Genomic DNA, 25425 nt, shown 5'->3' with positions numbered 1-25425 from the left:
GTCTACTTAAGTGGCGACTGCGACGACGACAATTAGGGTTCCGATCCAGACTCGTGACCGTCTGGCCGCTCAGGCCCGTGAACGAGGAATCTCCCTCGCTGCCCTGCTTACGGAGCTGGCCACACATGCCGAGCACGAGGCGATCTTCCGCGCCGAACGCGACGCCACCCGCGCGGACGTAACCGTCGTCGGGGTGCGCAACGAGGACCGCGACTGGGACGAGACCGCCGGCGACGGCCTTGCCTGAACCCCGACGCGGTGAGGTGTGGCTGGTCGCTCTCGGTGCTGCCCGCGCGGGCGAGCCCGGCAAACATCGCCCCGCAGTCGTCGTCTCAGTCGACGAAATACTCACCGGCCTCGACGACGAGCTTGTTGTGGTGGTGCCGGTGTCGAGTTCACGTGCCGGCTCTCCTTTGCGGCCGCGCGTCTCGCCCACCGAAGGGGTAGACACGGAAAGTGTCGCGGTCTGTCGCGGCGTTCGCGCCGTCGCGCGCTCCCGACTACTGCAACCGCTAGGCACTTTGGCGCCCGGGACGATCCGCCAAATCGAGCAGGCCCTCGCCCTGATTCTGGGCATCAGCGCCTGACCACACGACGCCCGGTTACCAGTCGGCGTCGGTGTATTTGATGACGCCGCGGATGTTCTTGCCGTCGAGCATGTCCTGATAGCCGTCGTTGATGTCTTCGAGCCGGTAGGTGCTGGTCACCATCTCGTCGACCTTGAGCAGCCCGGACTTGTACAGGCCCACCAGCCGCGGTGTCTCCACGTGCGAGCTGCCACCGCCGAAGATGTTGCCCTTCAACGTCTTCTGCAACATGGTGAACAGGAACAGGTTGAGCTTGACGTCGACGTCGGTCATCGCGCCCATGCCGGTGACCACGCAGGTGCCGGTCTTGGCGGTCAGCGTCATCGCCTCTTCGATCATCTCCCCGCGCATCTCGCCGACCGCGATGATGGTCTTGTCGGCCATCAACCCGTAGGTCAGGTCGATCATCGGCGCGATGGCCTCGGCCATCGTCGGGTACACGTGGGTGGCGCCGAATTTGACGGCCTGGTCGCGCTTGAACTCCACCGGGTCGATCGCGATGACGTGCTTGGCGCCGGAGAGCACGGCGCCCTGCAGCGCGCTCATCCCGATGCCGCCGACGCCGACGATCGCCACGGTGTCGCCGGGCTGGACTTCAGCGACGTTGGTGGCCGAGCCGAATCCGGTAGGCACCGCGCAGCCCATGATCGCCGCCGACTCGAACGGCACGTCGGGGTCGATCTTGACGACGGAATCCTTGTGCACGGTCATGTAGGGCGCGAACGTGCCGAGCAGGTTCATCGGAGAGACCTCGTGCGAGCCGGCGCGCACGCGGCTGGTTCCGTCGGCGATGGCCTTGCCGCCGAGCAGCACGGCGCCCCGATCGCACAGCGACCGGAAGCCCTTCAGACACGGCGGGCACTGCCCGCAGGCGGGGATAAACGCCAGGATGACGTGGTCGCCCTCCTGCAGCCCGGTGACGCCCTTACCGACCTTGGTGACGACGCCGGCGCCCTCGTGGCCGCCCAGCGCCGGCAGCCCGATCGGGGTTGCTCCCGTGGTCAGGTGGTAGTCGGAGTGGCACATGCCGGCGGCATGGAGTTGGATCTGGACTTCGTCCTGGACGGGATCGCCGACCTCGATCTCGTCGACTTTGAACGGCGAGTTCAGCTCCCACAGCAGAGCGCCCTTGGTCTTCATGCCTCGCGATCTTAACCACCCAGCCAGAACGCGTTACAAAACAGGTCAGCATTGAGGCTCTGACCTGCGTTGATATGGCGCTATGCGCTCTTGTGCGGTACGCCCACCGTCAGGCCGCCGTCCACGACGAATTCTCCGCCGGTGGAGTACGACGACTCGTCGGAAGCCAGGTAGACGACGCACGCCGACACCTCGCCCGGCTCGGCGCCGCGGCCCAGCGGGATCTGCAGGAAGTCCTCCGGAATGCCCGCCGTCATCGGGGTGCGAATCAGTCCGGGATGGATGGAATTGACCCGGATGTTGTGCGGCGCGAGCTCCAGCGCGGCGGCCTTGGCCAGGCCCCGCACGCCGAACTTCGATGCGACGTAGCCGTACAGACCGGGGCTGCCGCGCAGCCCTTCGACCGACGAGATGTTGATCATCGAACCGCCGCCGGCGGCGATCATCGGTTCCACCGCGGCCTGCATGCCCAGGAACGTGCCGGTGAGATTGATGTCGATGATCCGCTGCCAGTCGGCGAGCGGGAAGTTCTGCAGGGTGTTGCCGTTGACGATGCCGGCATTGTTGACCAGCACGTTGAGCTTGCCGAATGCGTCGACTGCCGCGTCGACGGCGGCCTTCCACTGCTCGGGCAGGGTGACGTCGAGGTGCACAAAGCGGGCCGCGGAGCCCAGCTCGCCGGCCAGCGCGGCGCCGTCGTCGTCGAGGATGTCGCCGACGACGACCTTGGCCCCTTCGGCGATCAATGCCCGTGCGTGGGCGGCGCCCATACCCCGCGCGCCGCCGCTGATCAGTGCAACTTTTCCGTCTACGCGTCCCATGGCGGGTCAGGCTACTAGCAGCGCCTGCGCGTGCTTTAGCGCGTTATCGAGTTCGGCGAGCGTCAGCCTCTGTGGGCGGCCGAGGTGGATCTCGATCTGGTACTCCGGCTGGGCGTTGCGGCCGAAGACCGGTAGGACGACGAATTCCGTTGAGGCCAACTCGGTTTCGAGCGTGTCGGTTACGGAGTGCAGGGTGACCATCGTCATCAATGTGCTGAGCTGACGCGTCACTTGCGCGGTTGGCTCCAGCGAGGCCAAGACCGTGGCGAGCCGATCGTGCAGCGAGGCGTGGGCGTCGTCGAAACGCCAGGCGCCGTAGCCGCGGTCGCGGATATCGGCGAGTACCCGTCGATGCGCGGCGATATCTGCCTGGGTCAGGCGGGGTTGGACCCGGCGCAGCCATGCGTCGACGGCGTCGTCGTCGCGCCAGGCCATTGCCACCAGACCGAACGGCGGGTCGATCGGAAAGCGTTGGCCGACGGCGTGTTCGCTGTCGGTGCCGTGGCCCACCGTGTCGACGGTAATCAGGTACCGGTCGCCAATCTTCGACATCGAGCAGCCGGCGCCCAGCGTTTCGTGCAGGAAGGTGAGCGCGTCGCGGCCACGGTCAAGCAATGGGAATTGTTGGCGCAGCCCGTGGACCAGGCCGAACAGACCGCTGCCCAGCACGTAGCGGCGGTCGTCGCGACGGGCTACCCAGCTGCGTTGTTCCAACTCGGCCAGTATCAGTGCGCACGTCGAAGTGCTGATACCGCAGGTTTTGGACAGTTCGGCCGACGTGTGCCCGTCGGTTGAACCCGCCAGTGCGGCAAGGACATCCATGACGCGACCGGTGGGTGGCGATTTGACCGTTGACGACGCCACAGCCACCTCCCTACGATCTGTCCAGAATATAGCTATCTTCGTCCTAACATTAGGAGATCGGGATGTACAAGGTCGGCGTATGGGGCCCGGGCTCGATGGGACTGATCGCGCTGCGCGGAGTGATCGACCACCCACAGCTGGAGTTGGTCGATCTCGTCGTGCACAGCGACGCCAAGGCGGGCCGGGACGCCGGCGAGCTGTGCGGGATCGACCCGGTGGGTGTGGCGGCGACCCAAGACCCCGCGGCTCTGCTGGCCGGTGACGCCGAGGCGGTGGTCTACGCCGCGGCGGCGAATCTGCGTCCGGCCGAGGCGATCTCGGACATGGTGTCGATTCTGCGGGCCGGCAAGAACGTGGTGTCCTGCTCGATGGTACCGCTGGTCTTTCCCGACGGCGTCGATGCCGCATTCGCCGATCCGTTGCGGGAAGCTGCGCTGGCCGGCGGTGTGTCGTTCTTTACCACCGGCATCGACACCGGGTTTGCCAACGATGTTCTGCCGCTGGTGCTTTCGGGGGTGTCGCGGGTCATCGAGAGTGTGCGCGTGACCGAGATGTTCAACTACGCCACCTATCCCGACAAGGAGGCGGTCTACGAGATCCTCGGGTTCGGCAAGCCGCCCGAATTTCCCGCGTTCGCGGCGCAGCCGGGAATGTTCACCTTCGGTTGGGGGCCGGTGCTGCACCAGCTCGCCGCCGGGCTCGGCGTGAAGGTCGACCACATCGACGAGAACGTGGAGCGGGTGGCCGCGTCCGAGTCGTTCGACACACCGACCGGGCGTATCGCTGCCGGGACGATCGGCGCGATGCGATCGACGTTGACCGGATACGTCGACGGCAGAGCAACTTTCGTCGTCGACCATGTCACCCGCATGCACGACGAGTTGGCGCCGGACTGGCCGCAGCCGCACATCTCGATCCCGCCGCGCGATTTCGGCTACGGGGCCGCCTCGGGCCGCGGCGCGTACCGCGTCGAGATCGACGGCTCGCCGAGCATGCGGTGCGAATTCGAGATGGCCGACGACCACGACCACGACCTGGGCGCGCGGATGGCCGGCGCGTCGCGAATGGTCAACGCCATCCCAGCGGTGTGCGACGCAGCGCCCGGTCTGCTGTCCGCACTGGACCTGCCGCTGATCACCGGCAGCGGCATGGTCCGCCCGGTGGCCGGCCCGTCACCCGATTCGCGCCTGTTCTAAGTTCTGGGCGCCGAATGTGGACTTAGTCAACGCTTTTCCACCAGCGGCGTTGCGCAAGCCCACATTCGACTTGCGCTGTCAGCTGGTGCTGACAAGGTCAGCGCATGGGGAGCAGACTTGGCCATTTGTCGGCACTGAAGCATTGCAGAAGGACGAGCTACCAAGCGCACCCTACGCAGCCGACACGAGATGATCTATCGCAACGTCTACATGCCGAACGGCCACGAGTCGACCGCCGTCACGAAAGGGATCGCGGCCTGGCTGTGGTCTGGACGGGCCGCCACGATCGCCGGCCTGTCGGCCGCCGCGCTGCATGGTTCGCGCTGGATCGATTCCCGGCTCCCGGCGGAGTTGAATCGCACCGAGGCCCGCAGCGTCGACGGCATTGTCATCCGTCGCGAGAAACTCCAGGATGACGAGACGTGCCTGGTCCGCGGGATGCCGGTCACCACACCGGCGCGGACAGCCTTCGACCTGGCTCGCCGGAAGGGCTTGACTACGGCGGTCATTCGCGTGGATGCACTCGCAAACGCCACCGGCCTCAGCTCGACCGGTATCGAATCCGTCGTCGAAAACCATCGCGGAGCGCGTGGACTCGTTCAATTGCGGCGAGTTCTGGAGTTGATGGACGCTGGCGCGGAATCGCCACAGGAAACGCGGACGCGGCTCGTACTCGTCCGTGCCGGACTGCCAAAGCCGAAGTCGCAGATCGTCGTACGCGATCGATACGGCATACCGTTCGCCCGCATCGACATGGGATACGACGAGTGGAAGGTCGGCGTGAAGTTCGACGGTCCGCAACACTGGACCGATCCGGCGATACGGACCGCCGACATCGATCGACGGGCCGAGCTTGCCGCGCTGGGCTGGCGGATGGTGCACGTCAGCGGTGAGCTGCTGCGGCATCGATCCGACCTCGTAGTGGTTCGCACATGCGATGCGCTGCAGGCCGCTGGCTGCACATGGCTCGCCGATTGTGGGCTACAGGAACGTTTCCGGCGACGCCGCGTGGCATAAGTCCACACTCGGCGGCTAGAGGGAGGCCGGTAACCCGAACCTCCCAAAGAGGCTCGTGTCGAGGAAGGCGACGACGTGAGATACGCCGTCGGGCCGCATGTCGATCACCTGCAGCTGGAACGGCAGGTGGCGATCGCCGTCGCGCATATACATCGCGGCCGCGGGTTGGCCGTTGGCCACCAGCGGAAGAAGCCGCATGTCGCCGGCGGCTTGGGCGGGGCATTGCTGCCGGATCAGGGTGGCAATCGCCTGCGGGCCCTGGTACCAGCCGACGAACGGCGGCATCTCCCAGACCGCCTCGCTGGTGAACAACTCCACCAGCCGGTCGACGTCGTAGGCCTCGAATGCCGCGATGTAGCGGGCCAACCGGTCCTGCGCGTCCGGCGAATCGGGTGCCGCCAGCCGCTCCTCGTCACTGGGCCCGACCGCTTCCAGTTGTGCGCGAGCCCGTTGCAGCAGGCTGTTGACGGCGGCCGCGCTGGTGCCGATGGCCTCGGCGACTTCGGCGGCCTTCCACTGCAGCACGTCGCGCAGCACCAGCACCGCCCGCTGGCGCGGCGAGAGGTGCTGCAGGGCCGCGACGAACGCCAGCCGCACGGATTCACGCGAGCCGACGATGTCGGACGGATCACCGGCCGGGTCCGGTAACGGCTCAAGCCACGCAATCTCAGTGCGTTCCACCAACTCGGCCGCCGGATCCGAGCTGGGCGCACCCAGCCCGCTCGGCAACGGCCGGCGCTGCCGGCCTTCCAGCGCGGTCAGGCAGGTGTTGGTGGCGATGCGATGCAACCAGGTGCGCACCGACGACTTGCCCTCGAAGCGGTCGTAGGCCTTCCATGCCCGCAGATAGGTTTCCTGCACCAGGTCCTCGGCGTCGTGCAGCGACCCGGTCATCCGGTAGCAGTGCGCGAGCAGTTCACGGCGGTAGCGCTCCGCTTGGGCGGAGAAGTCGCTGTCGAAGTCTTCTGCGACCAAACTCACCCGAGTGAGCTTACGCAGCACGTGTGACATGCTGCCTCTGATGAGTACCACCCGCACCGAACGAACCTTCGACGGCGTCGGCGGCGTGCGCATCGTCTACGACGTCTGGACACCGGACGCCGCACCGCGCGGGGTCGTCGTGCTCTCGCACGGGCTCGGCGAACACACCCGCCGCTACGACCACGTCGCGCAGCGATTCGGCGACGCCGGGCTGGTCACCTACGCGCTGGACCATCGCGGGCACGGCCGCTCCGGCGGCAAGCGGGTACTGCTGCGGGACATCTCGGAGTACACCGGCGACTTCGACACGTTGGTGGGAATCGCCAGCAAGGAATATCCGGGCTCTAAACGCATCGTGCTGGGACATAGCATGGGCGGGGGCATCGTGTTCGCCTACGGCGTCGAACGCCCCGACAACTACGACCTGATGGTGCTCTCCGGCCCGGCGGTGGCCGCCCAAGACGCGGTGTCCCCGCTGCTGGTGTTCCTCGCGAAGACACTCGGCGCCGTCGTGCCGGGACTGCCGGTGCAGGAACTCGACTCCAGCGCGATATCGCGCGACCCGGCGGTGGTCAACGCCTACGACACCGACCCACTGGTGCACCACGGCAAGGTGCCCGCCGGCATCGCCCGCGCGCTGGTGCTGGTCGGGGAGACGATGCCGCAACGCGCACCCGCGTTGACGGCGCCACTGCTGGTCGTGCACGGATCCGAGGACCGGCTGATCAGCGTCGACGGCAGCCGGCGGCTGGTCGAATGCGTCGGCTCCACCGATGTCGAGCTGAAGGTCTATCCCGGTCTGTACCACGAGGTGTTCAACGAGCCCGAGCAGGATCAGGTGCTCGACGACGTGGTTTCGTGGATCAACGCACGACTGTGAATGGCTGCACCGAAATGTCGTACGGGTGCCGTAGTTTGGCGCTATGACACGCGCCGGCGACGATGCGGAGCGCAGCGATGAGGAGGAGTGGCGCCATTAGTGACGACAAGATGCTGGCGCGGATCGCGGCGCTGCTGCGTCAAGCCGAAGGCACCGACAACGTCCACGAGGCCGAGGCGTTCATGGCGGCCGCGCAGCGGCTGGCCACCGCGACCTCCATCGACTTGGCGGTCGCTCGGGCACATGCGGCCAAACGCACGCCGGCACAGTCGCCGATTCAGCGCACTATCACGATTGGTGAAGCAGGCACCAAGGGTCTGCGTACCTACGTGCAGCTGTTCGTGGTCATCGCCCACGCCAACGACGTGCGCTGCGACGTGGCGTCGAATTCGACGTTCGTGTACGCCTACGGGTTCGCCGAGGACATCGACGCCACCCATGCGCTCTACGCAAGCCTGGTGGTTCAGATGGTCCGCGCGTCGGATGCGTACATCGCGTCCGGTGAGCACCGGCCCACGCCGACGATCACCGCGCGGCTGAATTTCCAACTGGCGTTCGGCGCCCGGGTCGGGCAGCGGCTGGCCGAGGCTCGCGAACAGGCCCAGCAAGACGCCAAGAAGGACCGCGGCAGACCGCCGGGGACCGCAATCGCCCTGCGCAACAAGGAAATCGAGTTGCGCGACTACTACCGCACCGCGTCGAAGGCCCGCGGCACCTGGCGGGCCGCCAGCGCCTCGGCGGGATACTCGTCGGCGGCCCGCCGCGCAGGCGACCGGGCCGGCCGGCGGGCTCGGCTCGGCAACAGCCCGGAGCTGTCGGGAGCGCGGGCCGCTCTGGAGTGATGGGCACTGCCGATCGCGACACGCAGCGCTCGAGGGTCTACGCCGCCGAGGAATTCGTTCGCACACTGTTCGACCGTGCCGCCGAGCACGCCTCACGCAGCGTCGAGTTCTTCGGCGCGCAGCTGACCCTGCCGCCTGAGGCGCGGTTCGGTTCGGTGGCCGCGGTACAGCGCTACGTCGACGACGTGCTGGCCCTGCCGGCGGTCCGGGAGCGGTGGCCGGACACGCCGCCGCTGCGGGTGCGCGCCCGGCGGGCGGCCACCGCCGCGCATTACGAAAGCGGCGAGGGCACAGGCGTTATCGCGGTGCCTGACCGCGACACCGCCGACTGGGCGATGCGTGAGCTGGTCGTGTTGCACGAGATCGCTCATCATCTGTGCGACCGGCCGCCTCCGCACGGACCGCAGTTCGTCGCGACCGTGTGCACACTGGCCGAGCTGGTGATGGGACCGGAGCTGGGGTACGTGCTGCGGGTGGTGTACGCGAAAGAAGGTGTGCGGTGAGCGATCCCGACGCGCGCGCCCGCGAGGTCGAGGCGCAGATGACCGACGTCGAGCGGTTTTCGTTGCTGCGCAGCGTGATGGGCGCCAGCGAACTGCTGCCGATCCGCGATGAGCGCATACCCGCCGACGTCCCGATGAGCGCCGGCTACGTGCCCGGCGTACCTCGTCTCGGTGTGCCCGCGCTGTTGATGAGCGACGCCAGCCTGGGTGTCACCAACCCCGGCTACCGGCCGGGCGACACCGCGACCGCGCTGCCGGCCGGCCTGGCGCTGGCGGCAAGCTTCAATCCCGCCCTCGCTTATGCGGCCGGCGCTGCAATTGGGCGCGAAGCCCGCAGCCGCGGATTCAACGTGCTACTGGCCGGTGGAATCAACCTCGCCCGCGACCCGCGCAACGGGCGCAACTTCGAATACCTTTCCGAGGACCCGCTTTTGAGCGCGGCGATCGCCGCTGAGACCGTCAACGGCATCCAGCAGCAGGGCGTCATCTCGACCGTCAAGCACTACTCGCTGAACTGCAACGAAACCAACCGGCACTGGCTCGATGCGGTGATCGATCCCGACGCGCACCGCGAATCCGATTTGCTGGCTTTCGAAATCGCCATCGAGAGGGCACAGCCCGGTGCGGTGATGACCGCCTACAACAAAGTCAACGGCCAGTACGCCGGCGGCAACGACGCCCTGCTCGACGGCGTGCTGAAAGGAGCCTGGGGATACCGCGGCTGGGTGATGTCCGACTGGGGCGCGACACCGAGCTGGGAGTTCGCGGTCCACGGCCTCGACCAGGAATCCGGCGCGCAGGTCGACGCCATGCTGTGGCACGGCGAGGCGTTCGGCGATCCGCTCAGGGCGGCCTACGCCGACGGGAAGCTGTCCAAGGAACGCCTGTCGGACATGGTGCGACGGATCCTGCGGTCGATCTTCGCGGTCGGTGTCGACCAGTGGGGCGCGGCGCCTGCGGTGGACATGGCGGCTCACCACCAGATCGCGCTGGAGATCGCGCGGCAGGGCATCGTGTTGTTGAAAAACGATGGCGTGCTGCCGCTTTCGCCCGATGCGCGTATCGCGGTCATCGGCGGTTGCGCGCAACTCGGCGTTCCGGCGGGCTGCGGGTCGAGCACCGTGGTCCCGCCGGGCGGCTTTGCCCAAGTGTTCCCGCTCGGCTGGCCGGGCGGCCTGCGCAACCTGTACCTGCTGCCGTCGACGCCGGTCGACGAACTGCGACGGCACCTGCCGAGCGCGAGCATCGAATTCGATCCCGGCGTCACCCCGGCCGAGGCGGTGCTGGCGGCGCGGCGGGCCGATCTCGCGATCGTGTTCGCCATCCGCGTGGAGGGCGAAGGCCTCGACAGCGCCGACCTCTCGCTGCCGTGGGGTCAGGACGAGGTGATCGCCGCGGTTGCCGACGCCAATCCGAACACCGTCGTAGTGCTGGAGACCGGCAACCCCGTCGCAATGCCGTGGCGCGACAAGGTCAACGCGATCCTGCAAGCCTGGTACCCGGGGCAGGCCGGTGCGCAGGCGATCGCCGAAATCATTGCCGGACAAGTCAATCCGTCGGGCCGGCTGCCAGTCACATTCCCGGCCGATCTCGGCCAGACGCCACGTCCCGAGCTGCCGGGCCTTGGCGAACCGTGGGGAACCGAGATAACCATCTGCTACACCGAAGGCGCCGAGGTCGGCTACCGCTGGTTCGCCGACCAGGGCCTCGAGCCGATGTTCGCGTTCGGCCACGGCCTGTCCTACACCAGCTTCGAGCACCGCGACCTGGCGGTCAGCGGCGGGGACACCGTCAGCGCTAGCGTGACCGTGGCGAACACCGGCGATCGTCGCGGCGCCGACGTGCCGCAGCTCTATCTGACCGCGGCACCAGATGGACAACGGCTGCGGCTGCTGGGATTCGAACGAGTCGAACTCGACGCGGGCGAGTCGCGCCGCGTCACGATCGAGGCGGATCCGCGCCTGCTGGCGCGCTATCGCGATGGCAGGTGGTGCGTCGCCGCCGGCCGCTACCGCGTCGCGGTGGGCTCGTCGGCGGCGGCCATGGCGCTTGCGGGCGAAGCCGAGCTGACCGGCCGCGTCTTCGGGCGGTGATCGGTCAGCTCGGCTCCGCGAATCCCTAGCTGACAGCGACCAGTTCGTCGCCGCACGTGCAGCGGTACGCCTCACCCGAACCGGCGCAGTGACATTCGACCTCGATGCGAACCCGGCAACCGCAGCCTTCGTGGCCGCAAGTGAGCAAGGTCCCAGCCTCGTAATTGCCCATGACGTCACCCTTATCTGTGTTGGGATCCCGGACGGATCCGGGATGCTTGCCCGCCACGAGCATATACCCCATACGGGTATATGGTAAAGCCCCGCCGGGCGGGCTGGGTCGCGCTGCTCGGTAGCGTGGGGTCATGACTGCGCAGCCAAATCCGAAGGAAGTCGACGCATTTCTGGATGCCACCGTGGTGGGCGACGATTCCGCGTTGACCGCCGCACTCGAGGCCAGCGACGCCGCCGGGTTGCCGCGCATCGCCGTCTCGGCCCAACAGGGCAAGTTCCTGTGCCTGTTGGCCGGCGCGATCGGGGCCCGTCGCGTCCTGGAGATCGGCACGCTGGGCGGGTTCAGCACCATCTGGCTGGCCAGGGGCGCCGGCCCGGAGGGGCGGGTGGTGACGCTGGAATACGAGCCCAAGCACGCCGAGGTCGCCCGCGCCAACCTCGCCCGCGCCGGTGTCGGCGACCGGGTGGAGGTGCTGGTGGGACCCGCGTTGGAGACGTTGCCGGCGGTGACGGGCGGCCCGTTCGACCTCGTGTTCATCGATGCCGACAAAGAAAACAACGTCGGCTACGTAGAGTGGGCGGTCCGGCTCTCCCGCCCAGGTTCAGTCATCGTGGTAGACAACGTGATTCGGGAAGGGCAGATCCTGGCAGCGGACTCGCGCGACAAGGCAGTCAAGGCATCGCGCCGCACGCTGGAGCTGATGGGCGAGCATCCGCGCCTGGACACCGCGGTGATTCAAACGGTCGGAGCCAAAGCGTGGGACGGCTTCGCGATGGCGTTGGTCAAGTAGGCGTCAAGTCCTCGACGGCCTGCCGGGCCGAGGTCACCTCGTTGATGCGCAACGCGGTTTCGCCGGCGTAGAGGGCACCGCAGTCCACCGACGACTCGGGCATGCCCTGTAGCGGCGCCAGCGGCGAAAACACGGGCAGGGCAGGGGATTGCAGACGGATCAGCGCGCCGGCGTCGAAGTAACCCAGTACGGATAGCCACCGGCTGGCGGCGTTGAGAGCGGCCGGCAGTGCCTTGGCAGACCCGTCGTCGCGGCACCACCGCCGGGTGGCGGCGTTGGGGACGACCCGGTGCCGAAGCGGCCAACTCAGCCCGAACAGCGTGGTCTCGACGGTCCTGTCGGCGTTGATGATTCGCCGCTGATACTCCGGGTGGGCGCTGGCCTCACGCGTCATCAGGAATCGCGTTCCGGCGACGACGCCGGCGGCTCCGGCATCCAGTGCCGCGCGGGTGTCGGCACCGGAAGCGATTCCGCCGGCGACGAACACGGGCCGCTCGCCGGCCACTGCCTGCGCGCGGGGCAGGAACTCGAGCGCGGGCATTGTCCCGACGAGATGCCCGCCGGCCTCCCGGCCCTGGGCGATCAAACCGTCGGCGCCCCAACCGATTGCGTCGCGTGCCTGCGCGTCGGTGCCGACCATCACGAATACGAAGATCCCGGCGTCGCGGAGCCGCTGCACCAGGTGACGATCGCCGCCGAAGGCCACCACCGCGACGTCGACCCGGTGCTTGATGCACACCTCGACGTGGCTGCGGCGCGCGAAGGGCATCAACAGGTTGACCGCGACGGCGCGTCCGGGCGCCTGGGCGCGTACCTGGTCGATCGCCGACCGCAGTCGTCCCGGCGACACCAGCCCGAGCGTGCCCAGCCCGCCGGCCGCCGCGACCGCGCCGGCCAGCCGCGCACCCGCCATTCCGCCGCCCATGCCGGCCTGCGCCACCGGGACGTCGAGCCGAAGTCGATCAGCGATGTCCATGTGCCGACCGTACGGCGTGGGTGATAGCTGGGCCGCACCGGGTACGGGCCCGCCGAATGCCACCCGTTTTCGTTGCTGGCGGATGATCAGCGAGCGTAATCTTGGAAGAGGTGGATGGTTTGCAGCCAGCCCAAAAGGCTTGCTGCATAACAGAAAGGTCACAAAATGAGCACAGTCCATTCATCAATCGATCACCACCCGGATTTGTTGGCTCTGCGGGCGCGGTATGAGCGCGCCGCCGAGTCGATGTCCGCGCAAGGCACCTTCGGCCTCACTTTGCTGACGGCGGTCTATGCGGCGGTGTCGCCGTGGATCGTCGGCTTCCAAATGACCAGGCCGCTGGCTGTCAACGACCTGATCGTCGGTCTTGTGTGCGCGGCGCTGGCGTATGGGTTCGCGGCCGCACTGGACCGCACTCACGGCATGACCTGGACGCTGCCGGTCTTGGGGGTGTGGTTCATCGTTTCGCCGTGGGTCATCTACCACGTGTCGCCGCACGGCGGCATGATCTGGTCGAATGTGATTGCAGGTGCGGTGCTGACCTTGCTGGGCCTGAACGCGATGTACTTCGGTATGCGCGCGCGCAGCGACGAAGCAAAGCACGCATAGCCAGCCCAGGCGCCTCGGCGCGAGCGTGCGAAGAATGCCGCCGTTTAACGGCGTGTCGTGTACAAACACGCACGCTCGCGCCTTAGCCGCAGACCGCTCCGATTGCCGCGGACCCGACCAGCTTGGTGTACTTGGCCAGCACGCCGGTGGTGTACCGCGGCGGCAGGGGCGTGAAACCCGCACGACGGGAAGCGAACTCGTCGGCGTCTACCAGCACGTCGAGAGTGCCGTTGGCGACGTCGAGGCGGACACGGTCGCCGTCGCGCAAAAACGCGATCGGCCCGCCGTCGACCGCCTCCGGTGCGACATGCCCGACGCACAGTCCGGTGGTGCCGCCGGAGAAGCGGCCGTCGGTCAACAACAGCACGTCCTTACCCAGCCCGGCGCCCTTGATGGCGCCGGTGATGGCGAGCATTTCGCGCATCCCGGGCCCGCCCTTGGGGCCCTCGTAGCGGATCACCACGGCATCGCCCGCGGTGATGGTGCCGTCCTCCAGTGCATCAAGCGCGGCCCGCTCGCGGTCGAAAACCCTTGCGGTGCCTTCGAACACGTCGGAATCGAAACCGGCTGACTTGACGACCGCGCCTTCGGGCGCGAGCGATCCGTGCAGGATCGTGATCCCGCCGGTCGGGTGAATGGGATTCTGCAGTGCTCGCAGCACCTTGCCGTCGGGATCGGGCGGGGCGATGTGCGCGAGGTTTTCGGCGACGCTCCGTCCGGTCACCGTCAGGCAATCACCGTGCAGCAGGCCGGCATCCAGCAGTGCTTTCATCACCACCGGGACACCGCCGACGCGGTCGACGTCGAGCATCACATGCCGGCCGAACGGCTTGACGTCGGCCAGGTGCGGCACTCGCGACCCGATGCGGCTGAAATCCTCCAGCGACAACTTGACATTGGCCTCGTACGCGATCGCCAGCAGATGCAAGACGGCGTTGGTCGAGCCGCCGAACGCCATGACCACCGCGATCGCGTTCTCGAACGCCTCTCTGGTGAGGATGTCGCGGGCGGTGATGCCGCGCCGCAGCAGTTCGATGACGGCCTCGCCGCTGCGGCGGGCGAACACGTCGCGGCGGCGATCCGTCGCCGGGGGTGCCGCGCTGCCGGGCAGCGACATGCCCAGTGCCTCAGCGGCACTGGCCATGGTGTTGGCGGTGTACATGCCCCCGCAGGCGCCCTCGCCGGGGCAGATGGCCCGCTCGATGGCGTCGACGTCCTCGCGCGGCATCAGCCCGCGGGCGCACGCGCCGACCGCCTCGAAGGCGTCGATGATGGTGACTTCGCGCTCGGTGCCGTCGGACAGCTTGGCCCGCCCCGGCAGGATCGAGCCCGCGTAGAGGAACACCGCGGCCAGATCCAGTCGCGCGGCCGCCATCAGCATTCCGGGCAGCGATTTGTCGCAGCCGGCTAGCAGCACCGAGCCGTCGAGGCGCTCGGCCTGCATCACGGTTTCGACGCTGTCGGCGATCACCTCGCGCGACACCAGCGAGAAGTGCATGCCCTCGTGGCCCATCGAGATGCCGTCGGACACCGAGATCGTGCCGAACTCAAGCGGATAGCCGCCGGCGGCGAAGACCCCTTCCTTGACCGCCTTGGCGAGTCGGTCCAGCGACAGGTTGCACGGCGTGATCTCGTTCCACGATGACGCCACACCGATCTGCGGCTTGGCGAAGTCGTCGTCGTCCATGCCGACCGCGCGCAGCATTCCGCGGGCCGCGGCCTTCTCCAGACCGTCGGTGACGTCGCGGCTGCGGGGTTTGATGTCGGGGGTCTGTGCCATCGTCCAAGTATGCGTGGGCCGCGAGCACCTCCCAAATCAATTTCGATACCCCGCGGGGGTACCCTGGAGCCATGACAGCCGCCCACGGCTATTCGCCGCAGAAGGACAACTACGCCAAGCGGCTGCGCCGCATCGAGGGCCAGGTGCGGGGCATCGCCAAGATGATCGACGAGGACAAGTACTGCATCGACGTCCTCACCCAGATCAGCGCCGTCAACAGCGCCCTGCGGTCGGTGGCGTTGAACCTGCTCGACGAGCACCTCGGGCACTGCGTCACCCGCGCGGTGGCCGACGGCGGCGACGATGCCGACGCGAAGCTCGCCGAAGCCTCCGCCGCGATCGCGCGGCTCGTGCGTTCCTGACGCGCACACGCCCGAATACCCATGATTGAGTGCTGGTCGTGGGCGATGTGCGTACGGTAAGTGCAGCCCTGATGACCGCCGAAACCGAAACCCTTCGCAGCGGACCGTGGACGCCGCGGATCGCGGTGCAGTTGTCGGTGCTGGCCGCTGCGGCGTTCATCTACGTCACGGCCGAGATTGTGCCGGTGGGTGCGCTACCGGCCATTGCGCGCGATCTGCATGTCAGCCTGGCTCTGGTCGGCACCTTGTTGTCCTGGTACGCCCTGGTGGCGGCGCTGACGACGATTCCGCTGGTGCGCTGGACCGCGCACTGGCCGCGGCGACGGACGCTGCTGCTGACCCTGGTTTGCCTGACCATGTCGCAGCTGGTGTCGGCGCTGGCTCCGAATTTCGCGGTCTTGGCCGGCGGACGAGTGCTGTGCGCGGTCACGCACGGCCTGATGTGGTCGGTCATCGCGCCGATCGCGACGCGGTTGGTGCCGCCCAGCCACGCCGGACGTGCGACGACGGCGATCTACGTGGGCACCAGCCTGGCTCTGGTGGTCGGTAGCCCGCTGACCGCGGCGATGAGCCTGATGTGGGGCTGGCGCTGGGCCGTGGTGTGCGTGACCGTCGCCGCGGGGATCGTCACGCTGGCCGCGTGGCTGGCGCTGCCGGAGATGGTCCTCTCGGCGGAGCAGCTCGAGCGGGTCGGGCCGCGGGCCCGCCACCATCGCAATCGCCGGCTGTGGGCGGTGAGCTTGCTCACGATGGTGGCCGTCACCGGACACTTCGTGTCCTACACCTTCATCGTGGTGGTCATCCGCGACGTGGTGGGGGTGCGAGGACCCAATCTGGCCTGGGTGTTGGCCGTTTACGGAATCGCCGGGCTGGTGGCCGTGCCGGTGGTGGCCCGCCCGCTGGACCGCTGGCCCAAGCGCGCGGTGATCGTGTGCATGGCCGGGCTGGCGGCCGCGTTCGTCCTGTTGACGGCGCTCGCGTTCGGTGGCCGGGCCACCGCGGCGACGGCGCTGGTGGGGACGGGTGCGATCGTGCTGTGGGGGGCGATGGCGACCGCAGTGTCGCCGATGCTGCAGTCGACGGCGATGCGCAACGCCGCGGGTGACCCCGACGGGGCGTCGTCGCTGTACGTCACGGCGTTTCAGGTCGGCATCATGGCCGGTTCGCTGGCCGGCGGGCTGCTCTACGAGCACGGCGTGCCGATGATGCTGGCCGCGTCGGCGGTTCTGATGGGCGCCGCGCTGGCCGGGATGACCGCGAGCCGGCACATCTTCGACGTCCCCGTCGGCCACGAGTAACGTTTCCGGCCCCGCGGCCGATGACGCATTAGCGCAGTTCAGCGCGGTGAAGGGGGATGCCCAGCGGCCGCTGGATCGCGAGCCGCTCTCGCCGCTATGCCACACTGGTTGGGACTGTGACTGGAGGTATGCATATGTCGCGATGGACGACGGGAACTCTCGTCGCCGCGCTCAGCACAGCCGGATTGACCGCTGTGCTGACGCTGGGCACCGGTTCGGCATTGGCCGATCCCGACCAGCCACCGCCCCCCGGCGACCCGGGCGTGGCCGACGCCGCGCCCGCTGACCCGCCGGCGCCGCCGCCCGCTCCCGAGCCGATCGCACCCCCGCCGGCCGACCCGCTGGCCGGGCCGCCCCCCGCTGCACCCGCGGCACCCGCTGCACCCGCGGCACCCGCCGCTCAGCCTGCGACCGCCTCGGGCCCCGTGGCCGGGCAGAACCCGGAGCCTTTCACGGGCCAGCCGCCGTTCCTGCCGCCGACCTTCACTCCGGTCAGTGGCTCGATGGTCGGCGTCGCCCAGCCGATCATCATCAACTTCCAGCGGCCGATCGCCGACAAGCCGATGGCCGAGCAGGCGATCCACGTCTCGTCGACCCCGCCGGTGCCGGGCAAGTTTTACTGGATGACCCCCACTCAGGTGCGGTGGCGCCCCATCAACTTCTGGCCGGCCCATACCAGCGTGCACATCGACGCCGCGGGCACCACGTCGGACTTCCACACTGGCGACGCGCTGGTGGCGACGGCCGACGACGCCACGCACACGATGACCGTCACCCGCAACGGGACCGTGGAGAAGACCATCCCGATGTCGATGGGGATGGCGGCGGGCGGACATCAGACCGCCAACGGCACCTACTACGTGCTCGACAAGAAGGCCAAGGTGGTGATGGATTCCACCACCTACGGCGTGCCGGTCGACTCGACCTACGGCTACAAGGTGAATGTCGAAAACGCCGTGATGTTCGACAACAGCGGCGATTTTGTGCACAGCGCGCCGTGGTCGGTGGCCGACCAGGGCAAGCGGAACGTCAGCCACGGCTGCATCAACATCAGCCCGGCCAACGCCAAGTGGTTTTTCGACAACTTCGGCACCGGCGATCCCATCGTGGTGAAGAACTCCGTCGGCACCTACAGCAAGAACGACGGCTCCAACGACTGGCAGATTTAGCCCATCTGCTCGCGCTAGTTCCAGATGCGGACCCGCCGCTGCGGTTCCAGGTAGAGCGCGTCGTTCTCGGCGACGTCGAACGCATCGTAGAACGCGTCGATGTTGCGGATGACGCCGTTGCAGCGGAACTCCGGCGGCGAATGCGGGTCGACCGCCAGACGCCGAATCGACTCGGCCTCACGGGATTTGGTCCGCCACACCTGCGCCCAGCCGAAGAACACCCGCTGGATCCCGGTCAGCCCGTCGATCACCGGGGCGGGGCGGCCGTCGAGGGAAAGCTGATATGCGAGCAGAGCTATTGAGAGCCCGCCCAGATCGCCGATGTTCTCGCCGACGGTGAATGCGCCGTTGACGTGGTGGCCGTTGCCGAGTGCTCGCGGGATAAAGCCGTCGTATTGCTCGATCAGCGCCTTTGTGCGGGCGCCGAACTCGGCGCGGTCGTCGTCGGTCCACCAGTCGACCAGGTTGCCGTCGCCGTCGTATTTGGCGCCCTGGTCGTCGAACCCGTGCCCGATCTCGTGGCCGATCACCGCGCCGATTCCGCCGTAGTTGGCGGCGTCGTCAGCGTGGGGATCGAAGAACGGCGGCTGCAAAATGCCAGCGGGGAAGACGATTTCGTTCATCCCGGGGTTGTAGTAGGCGTTGACGGTTTGCGGGGTCATGAACCACTCGTCGCGGTCGACGGGACCGCCCAGCTTGGCGAGCTCGCGGTCGTGGTTGACCGCGTAGCCGCGACGGTAGTTGCCGTAGAGATCGTCGCGGTCGATCACCAGCGCCGAATAGTCACGCCACTTGGCCGGATAGCCGATCTTCGCGGTGAACTTGTCCAGCTTGGCCAGCGCACGTTCCCGGGTCTGCGGCGTCATCCAATCCAGGTTGGAGATGCTGATCCGGTACGCCTCGCGCAAGTTGTCTACCAGCGCGTCCATCCGGGCCTTGGCATCCGGCGGGAAATGCCTTTGCACGTATAGCTTTCCGACGGCGTCGCCCAGCAGGCCCTCCACCATCGACACACCGCGCTTCCAGCGCTCGCGGATCTCTTCCGCCCCGGTCAGCGCTCGCCCGTAGAACGCGAAGTCCTCGCGAACCAGCTCGTCGGTCAATAGCCCGGCGCGGGCATGGATCAATCGCCAGCGGGCCCAACGCTTCCAGTCGTCGAGCTCCTCGGCGCGCCACAGCGCCGCAAACTCGGTGAGGTAATCCGGTTGACGCACAACAAGTTCCGCAACTGCCTCCGGTGTGCTACCCAGTGCGCTCACCCAGCCCGGCCAATGGAAGCCGGGCGCCTGCTCCTGCATCTCGGCGAACGTGCGCAGGTTGTACGTGAGGTCGGCGTCGCGGCGCTTGACCACATCCCAGTGTGCGGCAGCCAGTTTGGATTCCAACGCCACGATGCGGTCGGCTGTTTGGGCATGGTCCGCCGCGTCGCCGCCGTAGACCAGTGCGAACATCCGCGCGATGTGGCCGGGATAGGCGGCCAGCAGCTTCGCGTGCTGCTCGTCGCGGTAGTAGGACTCGTCGGGCAGCCCCAGGCCCGACTGGTTGACGTGCACCAGATAACGGGCGGAGTTTTTCTCGTCGGTGTCGACATACACGCCGACCCCGCCGCGGACGCCGGTGCGCTGCAGCGCCCCCACCACCGCGGCCAGCTCGTCGGCTTCGGCAGCGGCGTCGATCAGTGCCAGCTCGTCGAACAGGGGCTGCAGGCCGCGTTGCTCGACGGCGTCCTCGTCGAGGAAGCTGGCGTACAGGTCGCCGATGCGTTGTTCGTCGGCGTCGGCCGCCGCGGAGCGTTCGCTGAGCTCGGTGATCAGGTCGCGGACCTGCTCTTCGGCACGGTCGAACAGCGAGCGGAAGGCGCCGTCGGTCGCCCGGTCGGGCGGGATCTGATACTCGGTCAGCCAGCGGCCGTTGACGTGACCGAAGAGGTCGTCTTGCGGGCGGACACCAGCGTCGACATTGCTCAGGTCGATCCCCGAGCGCATTGCTTCAACCGTCACCTTGTCATCCTTACCATCGATCGGCAGGTAGCCTCACGGCCATGCCCGACGAGGGGGACCAGACCGAGCCGGCCGCCGAAGAAGCGCCCGGCGGCCCGATCTTCTCCGCCTACGGCATCGCCTCGGCCGTGCTGGGCGTGCTGTCGGTCGCGGCGATCGCGCTGGGCGCACTCATCTGGACGACGCATCGCGGCGACGTCGACGAGCGGCACTACCAGAGCCGGGTCATGCAGACCGCGGCCGACTGGACCGGTGTGTTGATCAACATGAACACCGATAACGTCGACGCCAACCTGCAGCGGCTGCACGACGGCACCGTGGGAGAACTCAACGCCGACTTCGATTCCGCGATGCAGCCCTACCGGCAGGTGGTGCAGCGGCTGCAGGCCCGCAGCACCGGCCGCATCGAGGCCGTCGCGATCGAAGCGGTGCACCACGAGCCGGACGCCCAGCCGGGCCGCCGGCCGTCCGAACCGCTGCCGGCGGGAATCGCCCGGCGTACCGACACGGTCATGGTGGTCGCCACGTCGGTCAGCGAGAACGTCGGCGGCAAGCCGCAGATCGTGCATTGGAACCTGCGGCTGGCGGTGTCCGACGTGGACGGCAGGCTGCTGATCTCGCAGCTGGGGTCGATCCGATGAGAAACGCGTGGCGCGTGGCGGCCTTCGACGTGGCGGCGCCGCTGGCAGCGCTCGCGGCGTTGCTGGCGATCGGCGTGGTGCTGAGCTGGCCGCTGTGGTGGGTGGCGACCTGCTCGGCGCTGATCCTGCTGATCGTCGAGGGCGTGCTGGTCAATTTCTGGCTGCTGCGACGGGATTCGGTCACCGTGGGCACCGACGACGACGCGCCTCTGCTGCGGCTGATTGTCGCGGCGCTGTGCGCGGCCGCGCTGGTGGCCGCGGTGCTGACCGGCTATTACCGCTGGACGACGCCCGACCGCGACCTCAAACGCGACTCGGCCGAAGTGGTACGGATCGCGACCGGGATGGCGGAGGCGGCGGCGTCGTTCTCCCCGGGCGCCCCGACCGCGTCGATCGACCGGGCTGCCGCGATGATGGCACCCGACAAAGCCGGGGCGCTAAAGGAGCAGTACGCCAAGTCCAGCGCCGACCTGGCCCGTCGCCACGTCAGCGCCCAGGCCGAGACGCTGGCGGCCGGGGTCGAAGCGATCGGCCCGTCGGCGGCGGTGGTGGCGGTGATCCTGCGGGTCACCCAGGATGTGCCGGGTCAGCCGCCCGAGCACGCCAGCCCCGCGGTGCGGGTGGTGCTGAGCAAGGACAGCGGCAGCTGGGTGGTGCTCGACTGGTCACCGATCAATTCGCGCTAGCGGCGATCGCAAGCGCGGCGCAGCCGGGCGCGGCGGGTCGCCGCAATCAAGGCAGCCGCGCGTGCTCGACCATCAGGCACCGGTCCATCACCACGTGCAGCCCGGCGGCCGCGGCGTCGCGTCCCACCTGCTCATGCCACAGACCTTGCTGCAGCCAAAGGGTTTTCGGATGCGGCTGCAGCGCCAGAGTGTCGGCCAGCACGGCCGGCAGTTCGTCGAACCGGCGGAAGACGTCGACCATGTCGGGAATCACCGGCACGTCCGCCAGCCGCGGATACACTGGGGCGCCGTCGATTTCCGTGATCGTCGGGTTGACCGGGAACACCTGGTACTGGCCGGTCGACACCAGATACGAGTAGATCTCGTAGCTCGGCCGGGTGCGTTTGGCCGATGCGCCGACCACCGCGATGGTGCGGGTCTCGGCCAGGATGCGCCGCAGCGCCGCGTCGTCGGGCGAAGCCGTCATCCGTTGTCCGGTGGGCGCCGTGACCGCGACTTGGCGAATCGGTCGGACAGCCGTCGCATCCGGATCATCAGCGAGGCCGACGGGCTGACCCTGGCGTCAAGGTAGCTGGCCAGTTCCTCGGCGGGGACACCGATGCGTGATGCGAATTCCCGTGGGCCCAGCCCGGATCGGTCCATCAGCAGGCGCACGTGGCGGGCCACTTCTTCGCGCTCGTTGGCTTCCAGGTGGGCGCGGGCGCGGTCGAGCACCTCGGCGAGCGCTTTGGAGATGCCGTAGGGGCGGGCCCGCTCGAGCACCTCTTCGACCTGACGTGCGGTGCGGCCGTACGGGTCTCGCTTGATCGCGACCGCGATCTGCTTCCAGGTGGCGATGTCCCCGCTGTCCAGCGCCGCACGGATCGCCGAGGTAGGCCAGAACTCGACGGGCTGGTCGGCGTAGGCAGGGCGGGGCGGCCGCTGCGGCGCCGGGCGTGGGCGCGGGGCGGTGGGGGACCGATGCGGCGCCGGTCCGGGGCGTCGGTCCGATGCCAACGTCACCTCGCCTCCTCCAGCATCGCCACCGCCACCGACAGGCAGCGCTGCCTGACCTCCTCCCAGTCTGCCTTCCCTTCCGGCTCGGGCCACTGATCGTCCTCGACATCGGACGGGTGTGGATCCGCGAGCCGACGAACCAACTGGGTAGCGATCCATTGTCGCTTAGATGATTGACAACAGTAGTACTTATCCATCCCCGCCAGCACGACCGCGGCGGTCTCGGGCTCCATCGCGTCGACCAGTTCAGCAAATTCCGCGTAGTCGCGGCTGCTGTTGCGCGACATGATCAGGTACCCCTTGAGACGTAGCGTTTCGGCGCCAGTGGGGATTTGCAGGCGGTCACCGGTGGGCAACTGCACGTGGGTGGTCTCCACCGGGCTGCGGCGCTCGAACCGCGGCTGGTCGGCCCGGCGTGCGCTTTCCAAGGCATCGAGCGCGACGGAGAGCCGACCACGCCACAGCGTGACAGGGTGCACCGGCCGCCCGGTGCCGTTGCGGTACGGCAGGCCGCCGACGAGTTTGCGGGCCACGGACCCGCCGTTGGTGCCGTTGCCCGCAGCGGCCATGGCGACGCGGTGGGTGGCGGCGTCGTCGCTGCCCTTGACCCGTCCGCGCAGATCGCCGTTGCGCCCGCATCCGGTGAAGGCCAGCGGGTCGGCCACGCAAATCGCGTCCGGGACAAGGTGTTTGAGCTTGGCCGCCGACTTGAGCACCATCCGCAGGTCGGCGCCCGGCACGACGGGGGCGGAGATGTCGTCGGGGATCATCACGACGTCGCCGAGATCGGCCATAGGCAGCGGTTTTTCGAAGTCCACCGACGGCAGGATGCGGTGCAGCCAGGCCGGCAGCCACCAGTTCCACTGGTCGAACATCGCCATCAGCGCCGGCACCATCACCAGCCGGACCACGGTGGCGTCCACCGCGATCGCCACCGCGCAGGCCACACCGATTTCGGCGACCAGCGGCATGCCGGCGAACGCGAATCCGATGAACACCGCGATCATGATCAGCGCCGCGCTGGTGATGGTGCGGGCACTGGTGCTGACCCCGTAGGCGACGGCGTCTCGGGTGTGGCCGGTCTGCAGGAACCGTTCCCGGATCCGGGTGAGCAAGAAGATCTCGTAGTCCATCGACAGGCCGAACGTCATCGCCAAGACCAGCGGCGGAACCGTGGAATCGATCGAGGTGATCGGTTCGAAGCCCAGCTTCTGCAGCCAGCCCCATTGGAAGACCATCACCAAGCTGCCGTAGGCGGCCGCCACCGACAGCACGGTCATCAGCACGCCCTTGAACGCCAAGAACACCGACTGGATCGAAACCAGCAGCATGACGAACGCGATCAGCGCGACGAACACCAACACCAGCGGCTCGGTCGCCGACACCTGGTCGTCGAAGTCTTTGATCAGCGCGGTGGGGCCGCCGATCGCCACCTGGGCCGAACCCACCTGCGGCAGGCCGGGCAGGTGGGCCCGCAGCCAGTCCACGGTGTGCCGGGCGCCCAGGTCCTCGGGATCCACCGCAAGCACCGCGGACAGCATGGCGCTGCTGTTGTCGTCGGCGAACACCGGCGGTGCCACCGTGACGATGTCGGGTGCCTGCGCGATCTCGTGTTGCAACGCCTCCAGCGCCTGGCTGTGCCCGGGGGAGGACGCGTCGCCGTTGGGGAACGTGATCAGCACCTGCACCGGGCCCAGCGCGCCGGGCCCGAGCGCCTCGGCCGCGCCGGCCACCCCGGCGCGGATCTCGTGTGACGAATCGAATTGGCGCAGCAGGCTATTGCCCAGCACCATCGACAGTGCCGGCGCCGCCATCGCCAGCAGGACCGCCGAGGCGGCCAGCGCCCATGCCCACGGCCGGTGCATCACCCAGCTGATCCAGTGCGTCCAGAACCGCGACTGGGTGGTCTCGGGCCGCCGCGACCAGTGCAGCACCGCGGATCTCTTGGCCGCCGCCCGGCCGAACGTCGCCAGCACCGCCGGCGTCATCGTGGTGGAGGTCAGCATCGCCACCGCCACCGCCAAGATCGCGCCGGTGGCCATGGACGCCAGCGCCGGGGTGTCGATCAGGTAGATCCCCGTCAGCGACGCGACGACGGTCATGCCGGACAACGCCACCGCCAGCCCGGAGGTGGCCATCGCGGCGTCGACGGCCTCGGCGGGCTGACGTCCGGCTCGCAGTTCCTCGCGGAAGCGCATCAGGATGAACAGCGAATAGTCGACGGCCAGCGCGATACCGAACATCGACACCGTCGAGGTGACGAACACCGACATCGTGGTGTAGGTCGACAGCAGATAGACCAGACCCATCGTGATCGCGACGGTGCAGACGCCCAGCGCCAGCGGGATCGCCGCGGCGGCCAGCGATCCGAACACCGCCAGCAACACGATCAGGATGATCGGCAGATTCCATTTTTCCGCCGCGGCGATGTCGTGCTTGGTGTTGGCGGCCGCGGCCGTGCTCAGCGCGCCCTGGCCGATCACGTACAGCCGCACCCGGCCGTTTGCGATCTGCCCGGGTTTATCGCCGTGTACGCCCACCTTGGTGCGCAGCTTCTTGGCGGCATCGCTGGCGCTGTTGTTGTTGGAGTCCAGCCGCAGCGTCACCACGTAGGGCCGGTCGGGCTGCGGCGCCCGCTGGGTCGGGTTGGGCACCATCACCACGTCGGGAACCTCGCCGGCGACCCGCTTGAGCATCGCCGCGGCGTCGTTCATGTCCTCGAAGCTGGCGTCCGCCCGCGGTGCTGCCACCAGCGCCAGCGGCGAAGCGCCCTGGTCGGGGTAATGGGCCTCGAGCTCGTCGTGCACGCGCAGCGACTGCGACCCGGCCACCTCGAAGCCGCCGCCGGTCAGATGCCCCGACTGGGTCACCGTCAGATAGATCGCAGGTATCAGCGCGAGCAACCAACCCGTGAAGACCAGCCAGCGGAAGCGACGCAGGTTGCTGCTGAGGCGCATCATGAACTGCTGGATGGCCGCCCTCCCCGCTTTCCGCGTTTCGTGCAGGCGAGCCTACCGCA

General features: G+C 68.2%; 26 protein-coding genes. 15 read left to right on the top strand and 11 right to left on the bottom strand.

Going from position 1 to position 25425, the window contains the following annotated elements; genetic code table 11:
- The first annotated feature begins 10 nt into the window (after nucleotides 1–10).
- Nucleotides 11–247, top strand: a complete 237-nt coding sequence (locus AWC14_RS20030; protein ID WP_045375570.1) for a hypothetical protein — start codon at nucleotides 11–13, stop codon at nucleotides 245–247.
- The gene (locus AWC14_RS20025; RefSeq protein WP_045375572.1) at nucleotides 240–587 is read left to right on the top strand and encodes a type II toxin-antitoxin system PemK/MazF family toxin; all 348 of its coding nucleotides are present in this window, start codon (nucleotides 240–242) and stop codon (nucleotides 585–587) included. Before AWC14_RS20030 ends, AWC14_RS20025 begins: the two co-directional genes overlap by 8 nt.
- Before the next feature lie 15 nt (nucleotides 588–602).
- Here the strand turns inward: AWC14_RS20025 and AWC14_RS20020 are convergent, their stop codons facing one another.
- The 3 genes from AWC14_RS20020 to AWC14_RS20010 all read right to left on the bottom strand — a co-directional run bounded on the left by AWC14_RS20020 (nucleotide 603) and on the right by AWC14_RS20010 (nucleotide 3370).
- Complete coding sequence (locus AWC14_RS20020) at nucleotides 603–1727, bottom strand: NDMA-dependent alcohol dehydrogenase (protein WP_045375574.1); 1125 nt, start codon at nucleotides 1725–1727, stop codon at nucleotides 603–605.
- Nucleotides 1728–1807: 80 nt separating this feature from the next.
- Nucleotides 1808–2548, bottom strand: coding sequence for a glucose 1-dehydrogenase (locus tag AWC14_RS20015; RefSeq protein ID WP_045375576.1), 741 nt, complete (start codon nucleotides 2546–2548; stop codon nucleotides 1808–1810).
- Between the two features lie 6 nt (nucleotides 2549–2554).
- Nucleotides 2555–3370 (bottom strand): helix-turn-helix domain-containing protein, encoded by an 816-nt coding sequence (locus AWC14_RS20010; protein ID WP_045375577.1) that lies wholly within the window; start codon nucleotides 3368–3370, stop codon nucleotides 2555–2557.
- Nucleotides 3371–3474: 104 nt separating this feature from the next.
- Between AWC14_RS20010 and AWC14_RS20005 the strand changes: the two genes are divergently transcribed.
- A complete protein-coding gene (locus AWC14_RS20005; RefSeq protein ID WP_082632470.1) occupies nucleotides 3475–4608 on the top strand; it encodes an NAD(P)H-dependent amine dehydrogenase family protein in 1134 nt (377 codons plus the stop codon).
- A gap of 189 nt (nucleotides 4609–4797) precedes the next feature.
- Nucleotides 4798–5625 carry a hypothetical protein gene (locus AWC14_RS20000; RefSeq protein WP_045382998.1) on the top strand — a complete coding sequence of 276 codons (828 nt, stop codon included), beginning with the start codon at nucleotides 4798–4800 and terminating at the stop codon, nucleotides 5623–5625.
- Between the two features lie 15 nt (nucleotides 5626–5640).
- Here the strand turns inward: AWC14_RS20000 and AWC14_RS19995 are convergent, their stop codons facing one another.
- Nucleotides 5641–6699 (bottom strand): sigma-70 family RNA polymerase sigma factor, encoded by a 1059-nt coding sequence (locus tag AWC14_RS19995; protein ID WP_081968265.1) that lies wholly within the window; start codon nucleotides 6697–6699, stop codon nucleotides 5641–5643.
- On the opposite strand from AWC14_RS19995, the gene AWC14_RS19990 reads away from it, so the two are divergent.
- The 4 genes from AWC14_RS19990 to AWC14_RS19975 all read left to right on the top strand — a co-directional run bounded on the left by AWC14_RS19990 (nucleotide 6647) and on the right by AWC14_RS19975 (nucleotide 10924).
- Nucleotides 6647–7486, top strand: a complete 840-nt coding sequence (locus tag AWC14_RS19990) for an alpha/beta hydrolase (protein ID WP_045383013.1) — start codon at nucleotides 6647–6649, stop codon at nucleotides 7484–7486. The genes AWC14_RS19995 and AWC14_RS19990 overlap by 53 nt on opposite strands.
- Before the next feature lie 95 nt (nucleotides 7487–7581).
- On the top strand, nucleotides 7582–8328 hold the full coding sequence (locus AWC14_RS19985; protein WP_045383010.1) for a DUF2786 domain-containing protein: 747 nt from the start codon (nucleotides 7582–7584) through the stop codon (nucleotides 8326–8328).
- The gene (locus AWC14_RS19980; protein ID WP_045382994.1) at nucleotides 8328–8831 is read left to right on the top strand and encodes a TIGR04338 family metallohydrolase; all 504 of its coding nucleotides are present in this window, start codon (nucleotides 8328–8330) and stop codon (nucleotides 8829–8831) included. Before AWC14_RS19985 ends, AWC14_RS19980 begins: the two co-directional genes overlap by 1 nt.
- Entirely contained in the window at nucleotides 8828–10924 is a 2097-nt protein-coding gene (locus tag AWC14_RS19975; protein WP_193393789.1) for a beta-glucosidase, read from the top strand. Before AWC14_RS19980 ends, AWC14_RS19975 begins: the two co-directional genes overlap by 4 nt.
- A gap of 25 nt (nucleotides 10925–10949) precedes the next feature.
- Here the strand turns inward: AWC14_RS19975 and mymT are convergent, their stop codons facing one another.
- On the bottom strand, nucleotides 10950–11096 hold the full coding sequence (gene mymT / locus AWC14_RS19970) for a copper-binding metallothionein MymT (protein ID WP_045383006.1): 147 nt from the start codon (nucleotides 11094–11096) through the stop codon (nucleotides 10950–10952).
- 133 nt (nucleotides 11097–11229) lie between these two features.
- Here mymT and AWC14_RS19965 point away from each other — a divergent pair, with 133 nt between their 5' ends.
- The gene (locus tag AWC14_RS19965) at nucleotides 11230–11889 is read left to right on the top strand and encodes an O-methyltransferase (protein ID WP_045382992.1); all 660 of its coding nucleotides are present in this window, start codon (nucleotides 11230–11232) and stop codon (nucleotides 11887–11889) included.
- Here AWC14_RS19965 and AWC14_RS19960 read toward each other — a convergent pair.
- Nucleotides 11882–12865 carry an NAD(P)H-dependent flavin oxidoreductase gene (locus AWC14_RS19960; RefSeq protein ID WP_045382990.1) on the bottom strand — a complete coding sequence of 328 codons (984 nt, stop codon included), beginning with the start codon at nucleotides 12863–12865 and terminating at the stop codon, nucleotides 11882–11884. The genes AWC14_RS19965 and AWC14_RS19960 overlap by 8 nt on opposite strands.
- Nucleotides 12866–13030: 165 nt before the next feature.
- Between AWC14_RS19960 and AWC14_RS19955 the strand changes: the two genes are divergently transcribed.
- Complete coding sequence (locus AWC14_RS19955) at nucleotides 13031–13474, top strand: SPW repeat protein (protein ID WP_045382986.1); 444 nt, start codon at nucleotides 13031–13033, stop codon at nucleotides 13472–13474.
- An 82-nt stretch (nucleotides 13475–13556) separates the two neighbouring features.
- On the opposite strand, the gene ilvD is transcribed toward AWC14_RS19955, so the two are convergent.
- Nucleotides 13557–15254 (bottom strand): dihydroxy-acid dehydratase, encoded by a 1698-nt coding sequence (ilvD, locus tag AWC14_RS19950; protein WP_045382984.1) that lies wholly within the window; start codon nucleotides 15252–15254, stop codon nucleotides 13557–13559.
- A 71-nt stretch (nucleotides 15255–15325) separates the two neighbouring features.
- Between ilvD and ricR the strand changes: the two genes are divergently transcribed.
- The 3 genes from ricR to AWC14_RS19935 all read left to right on the top strand — a co-directional run bounded on the left by ricR (nucleotide 15326) and on the right by AWC14_RS19935 (nucleotide 18083).
- Nucleotides 15326–15616 (top strand): copper-sensing transcriptional repressor RicR, encoded by a 291-nt coding sequence (gene ricR / locus AWC14_RS19945; RefSeq protein WP_045382982.1) that lies wholly within the window; start codon nucleotides 15326–15328, stop codon nucleotides 15614–15616.
- 71 nt (nucleotides 15617–15687) lie between these two features.
- Nucleotides 15688–16914 carry an MFS transporter gene (locus AWC14_RS19940; protein WP_045382980.1) on the top strand — a complete coding sequence of 409 codons (1227 nt, stop codon included), beginning with the start codon at nucleotides 15688–15690 and terminating at the stop codon, nucleotides 16912–16914.
- Between the two features lie 134 nt (nucleotides 16915–17048).
- Entirely contained in the window at nucleotides 17049–18083 is a 1035-nt protein-coding gene (locus tag AWC14_RS19935; RefSeq protein WP_045383004.1) for a L,D-transpeptidase, read from the top strand.
- 14 nt (nucleotides 18084–18097) lie between these two features.
- On the opposite strand, the gene AWC14_RS19930 is transcribed toward AWC14_RS19935, so the two are convergent.
- Nucleotides 18098–20068: a M13 family metallopeptidase gene (locus AWC14_RS19930; RefSeq protein WP_142281777.1), complete on the bottom strand. Its 1971-nt coding sequence runs from the start codon at nucleotides 20066–20068 to the stop codon at nucleotides 18098–18100.
- Nucleotides 20069–20124: 56 nt separating this feature from the next.
- Here AWC14_RS19930 and AWC14_RS19925 point away from each other — a divergent pair, with 56 nt between their 5' ends.
- Complete coding sequence (locus AWC14_RS19925) at nucleotides 20125–20724, top strand: hypothetical protein (RefSeq protein ID WP_045382978.1); 600 nt, start codon at nucleotides 20125–20127, stop codon at nucleotides 20722–20724.
- Entirely contained in the window at nucleotides 20721–21410 is a 690-nt protein-coding gene (locus AWC14_RS19920) for a hypothetical protein (RefSeq protein WP_045382976.1), read from the top strand. Before AWC14_RS19925 ends, AWC14_RS19920 begins: the two co-directional genes overlap by 4 nt.
- Before the next feature lie 46 nt (nucleotides 21411–21456).
- On the opposite strand, the gene AWC14_RS19915 is transcribed toward AWC14_RS19920, so the two are convergent.
- From AWC14_RS19915 to AWC14_RS19905, 3 genes are read right to left on the bottom strand one after another with little or no spacing between them, the layout of a single operon-like run.
- Nucleotides 21457–21876 (bottom strand): CoA-binding protein, encoded by a 420-nt coding sequence (locus tag AWC14_RS19915; protein ID WP_045382974.1) that lies wholly within the window; start codon nucleotides 21874–21876, stop codon nucleotides 21457–21459.
- Nucleotides 21873–22412 carry a hypothetical protein gene (locus tag AWC14_RS19910; protein ID WP_045382972.1) on the bottom strand — a complete coding sequence of 180 codons (540 nt, stop codon included), beginning with the start codon at nucleotides 22410–22412 and terminating at the stop codon, nucleotides 21873–21875. Before AWC14_RS19910 ends, AWC14_RS19915 begins: the two co-directional genes overlap by 4 nt.
- A complete protein-coding gene (locus AWC14_RS19905) occupies nucleotides 22409–25366 on the bottom strand; it encodes an MMPL family transporter (RefSeq protein ID WP_057003092.1) in 2958 nt (985 codons plus the stop codon). Before AWC14_RS19905 ends, AWC14_RS19910 begins: the two co-directional genes overlap by 4 nt.
- Between the last annotated feature and the right edge of the window lie 59 nt (nucleotides 25367–25425).

This window comes from Mycobacterium kyorinense, from assembly GCF_002101735.1.
Lineage (GTDB): Bacteria > Actinomycetota > Actinomycetes > Mycobacteriales > Mycobacteriaceae > Mycobacterium > Mycobacterium kyorinense.
This window is presented reverse-complemented; position numbering and strand designations above follow the sequence as displayed.

What these genes read in the sequence shown, in the direction of transcription:
- AWC14_RS20020 (WP_045375574.1), bottom strand. Translation starts at nt 1,727, where the DNA reads ATGAAGACCAAGGGCGCTCTGCTGTGGGAGCTGAACTCGCCGTTCAAA.
- AWC14_RS20015 (WP_045375576.1), bottom strand. Translation starts at nt 2,548, where the DNA reads ATGGGACGCGTAGACGGAAAAGTTGCACTGATCAGCGGCGGCGCGCGG.
- AWC14_RS20010 (WP_045375577.1), bottom strand. Translation starts at nt 3,370, where the DNA reads ATGGATGTCCTTGCCGCACTGGCGGGTTCAACCGACGGGCACACGTCG.
- AWC14_RS20005 (WP_082632470.1), top strand. Translation starts at nt 3,475, where the DNA reads ATGTACAAGGTCGGCGTATGGGGCCCGGGCTCGATGGGACTGATCGCG.
- AWC14_RS20000 (WP_045382998.1), top strand. Translation starts at nt 4,798, where the DNA reads ATGATCTATCGCAACGTCTACATGCCGAACGGCCACGAGTCGACCGCC.
- AWC14_RS19990 (WP_045383013.1), top strand. Translation starts at nt 6,647, where the DNA reads ATGAGTACCACCCGCACCGAACGAACCTTCGACGGCGTCGGCGGCGTG.
- AWC14_RS19995 (WP_081968265.1), bottom strand. Translation starts at nt 6,699, where the DNA reads ATGCGCACGCCGCCGACGCCGTCGAAGGTTCGTTCGGTGCGGGTGGTA.
- AWC14_RS19980 (WP_045382994.1), top strand. Translation starts at nt 8,328, where the DNA reads ATGGGCACTGCCGATCGCGACACGCAGCGCTCGAGGGTCTACGCCGCC.
- mymT (WP_045383006.1), bottom strand. Translation starts at nt 11,096, where the DNA reads ATGGGCAATTACGAGGCTGGGACCTTGCTCACTTGCGGCCACGAAGGC.
- AWC14_RS19965 (WP_045382992.1), top strand. Translation starts at nt 11,230, where the DNA reads ATGACTGCGCAGCCAAATCCGAAGGAAGTCGACGCATTTCTGGATGCC.
- AWC14_RS19960 (WP_045382990.1), bottom strand. Translation starts at nt 12,865, where the DNA reads ATGGACATCGCTGATCGACTTCGGCTCGACGTCCCGGTGGCGCAGGCC.
- AWC14_RS19955 (WP_045382986.1), top strand. Translation starts at nt 13,031, where the DNA reads ATGAGCACAGTCCATTCATCAATCGATCACCACCCGGATTTGTTGGCT.
- ilvD (WP_045382984.1), bottom strand. Translation starts at nt 15,254, where the DNA reads ATGGCACAGACCCCCGACATCAAACCCCGCAGCCGCGACGTCACCGAC.
- ricR (WP_045382982.1), top strand. Translation starts at nt 15,326, where the DNA reads ATGACAGCCGCCCACGGCTATTCGCCGCAGAAGGACAACTACGCCAAG.
- AWC14_RS19940 (WP_045382980.1), top strand. Translation starts at nt 15,688, where the DNA reads ATGACCGCCGAAACCGAAACCCTTCGCAGCGGACCGTGGACGCCGCGG.
- AWC14_RS19935 (WP_045383004.1), top strand. Translation starts at nt 17,049, where the DNA reads ATGTCGCGATGGACGACGGGAACTCTCGTCGCCGCGCTCAGCACAGCC.
- AWC14_RS19930 (WP_142281777.1), bottom strand. Translation starts at nt 20,068, where the DNA reads ATGCGCTCGGGGATCGACCTGAGCAATGTCGACGCTGGTGTCCGCCCG.
- AWC14_RS19925 (WP_045382978.1), top strand. Translation starts at nt 20,125, where the DNA reads ATGCCCGACGAGGGGGACCAGACCGAGCCGGCCGCCGAAGAAGCGCCC.
- AWC14_RS19920 (WP_045382976.1), top strand. Translation starts at nt 20,721, where the DNA reads ATGAGAAACGCGTGGCGCGTGGCGGCCTTCGACGTGGCGGCGCCGCTG.
- AWC14_RS19915 (WP_045382974.1), bottom strand. Translation starts at nt 21,876, where the DNA reads ATGACGGCTTCGCCCGACGACGCGGCGCTGCGGCGCATCCTGGCCGAG.
- AWC14_RS19905 (WP_057003092.1), bottom strand. Translation starts at nt 25,366, where the DNA reads ATGATGCGCCTCAGCAGCAACCTGCGTCGCTTCCGCTGGCTGGTCTTC.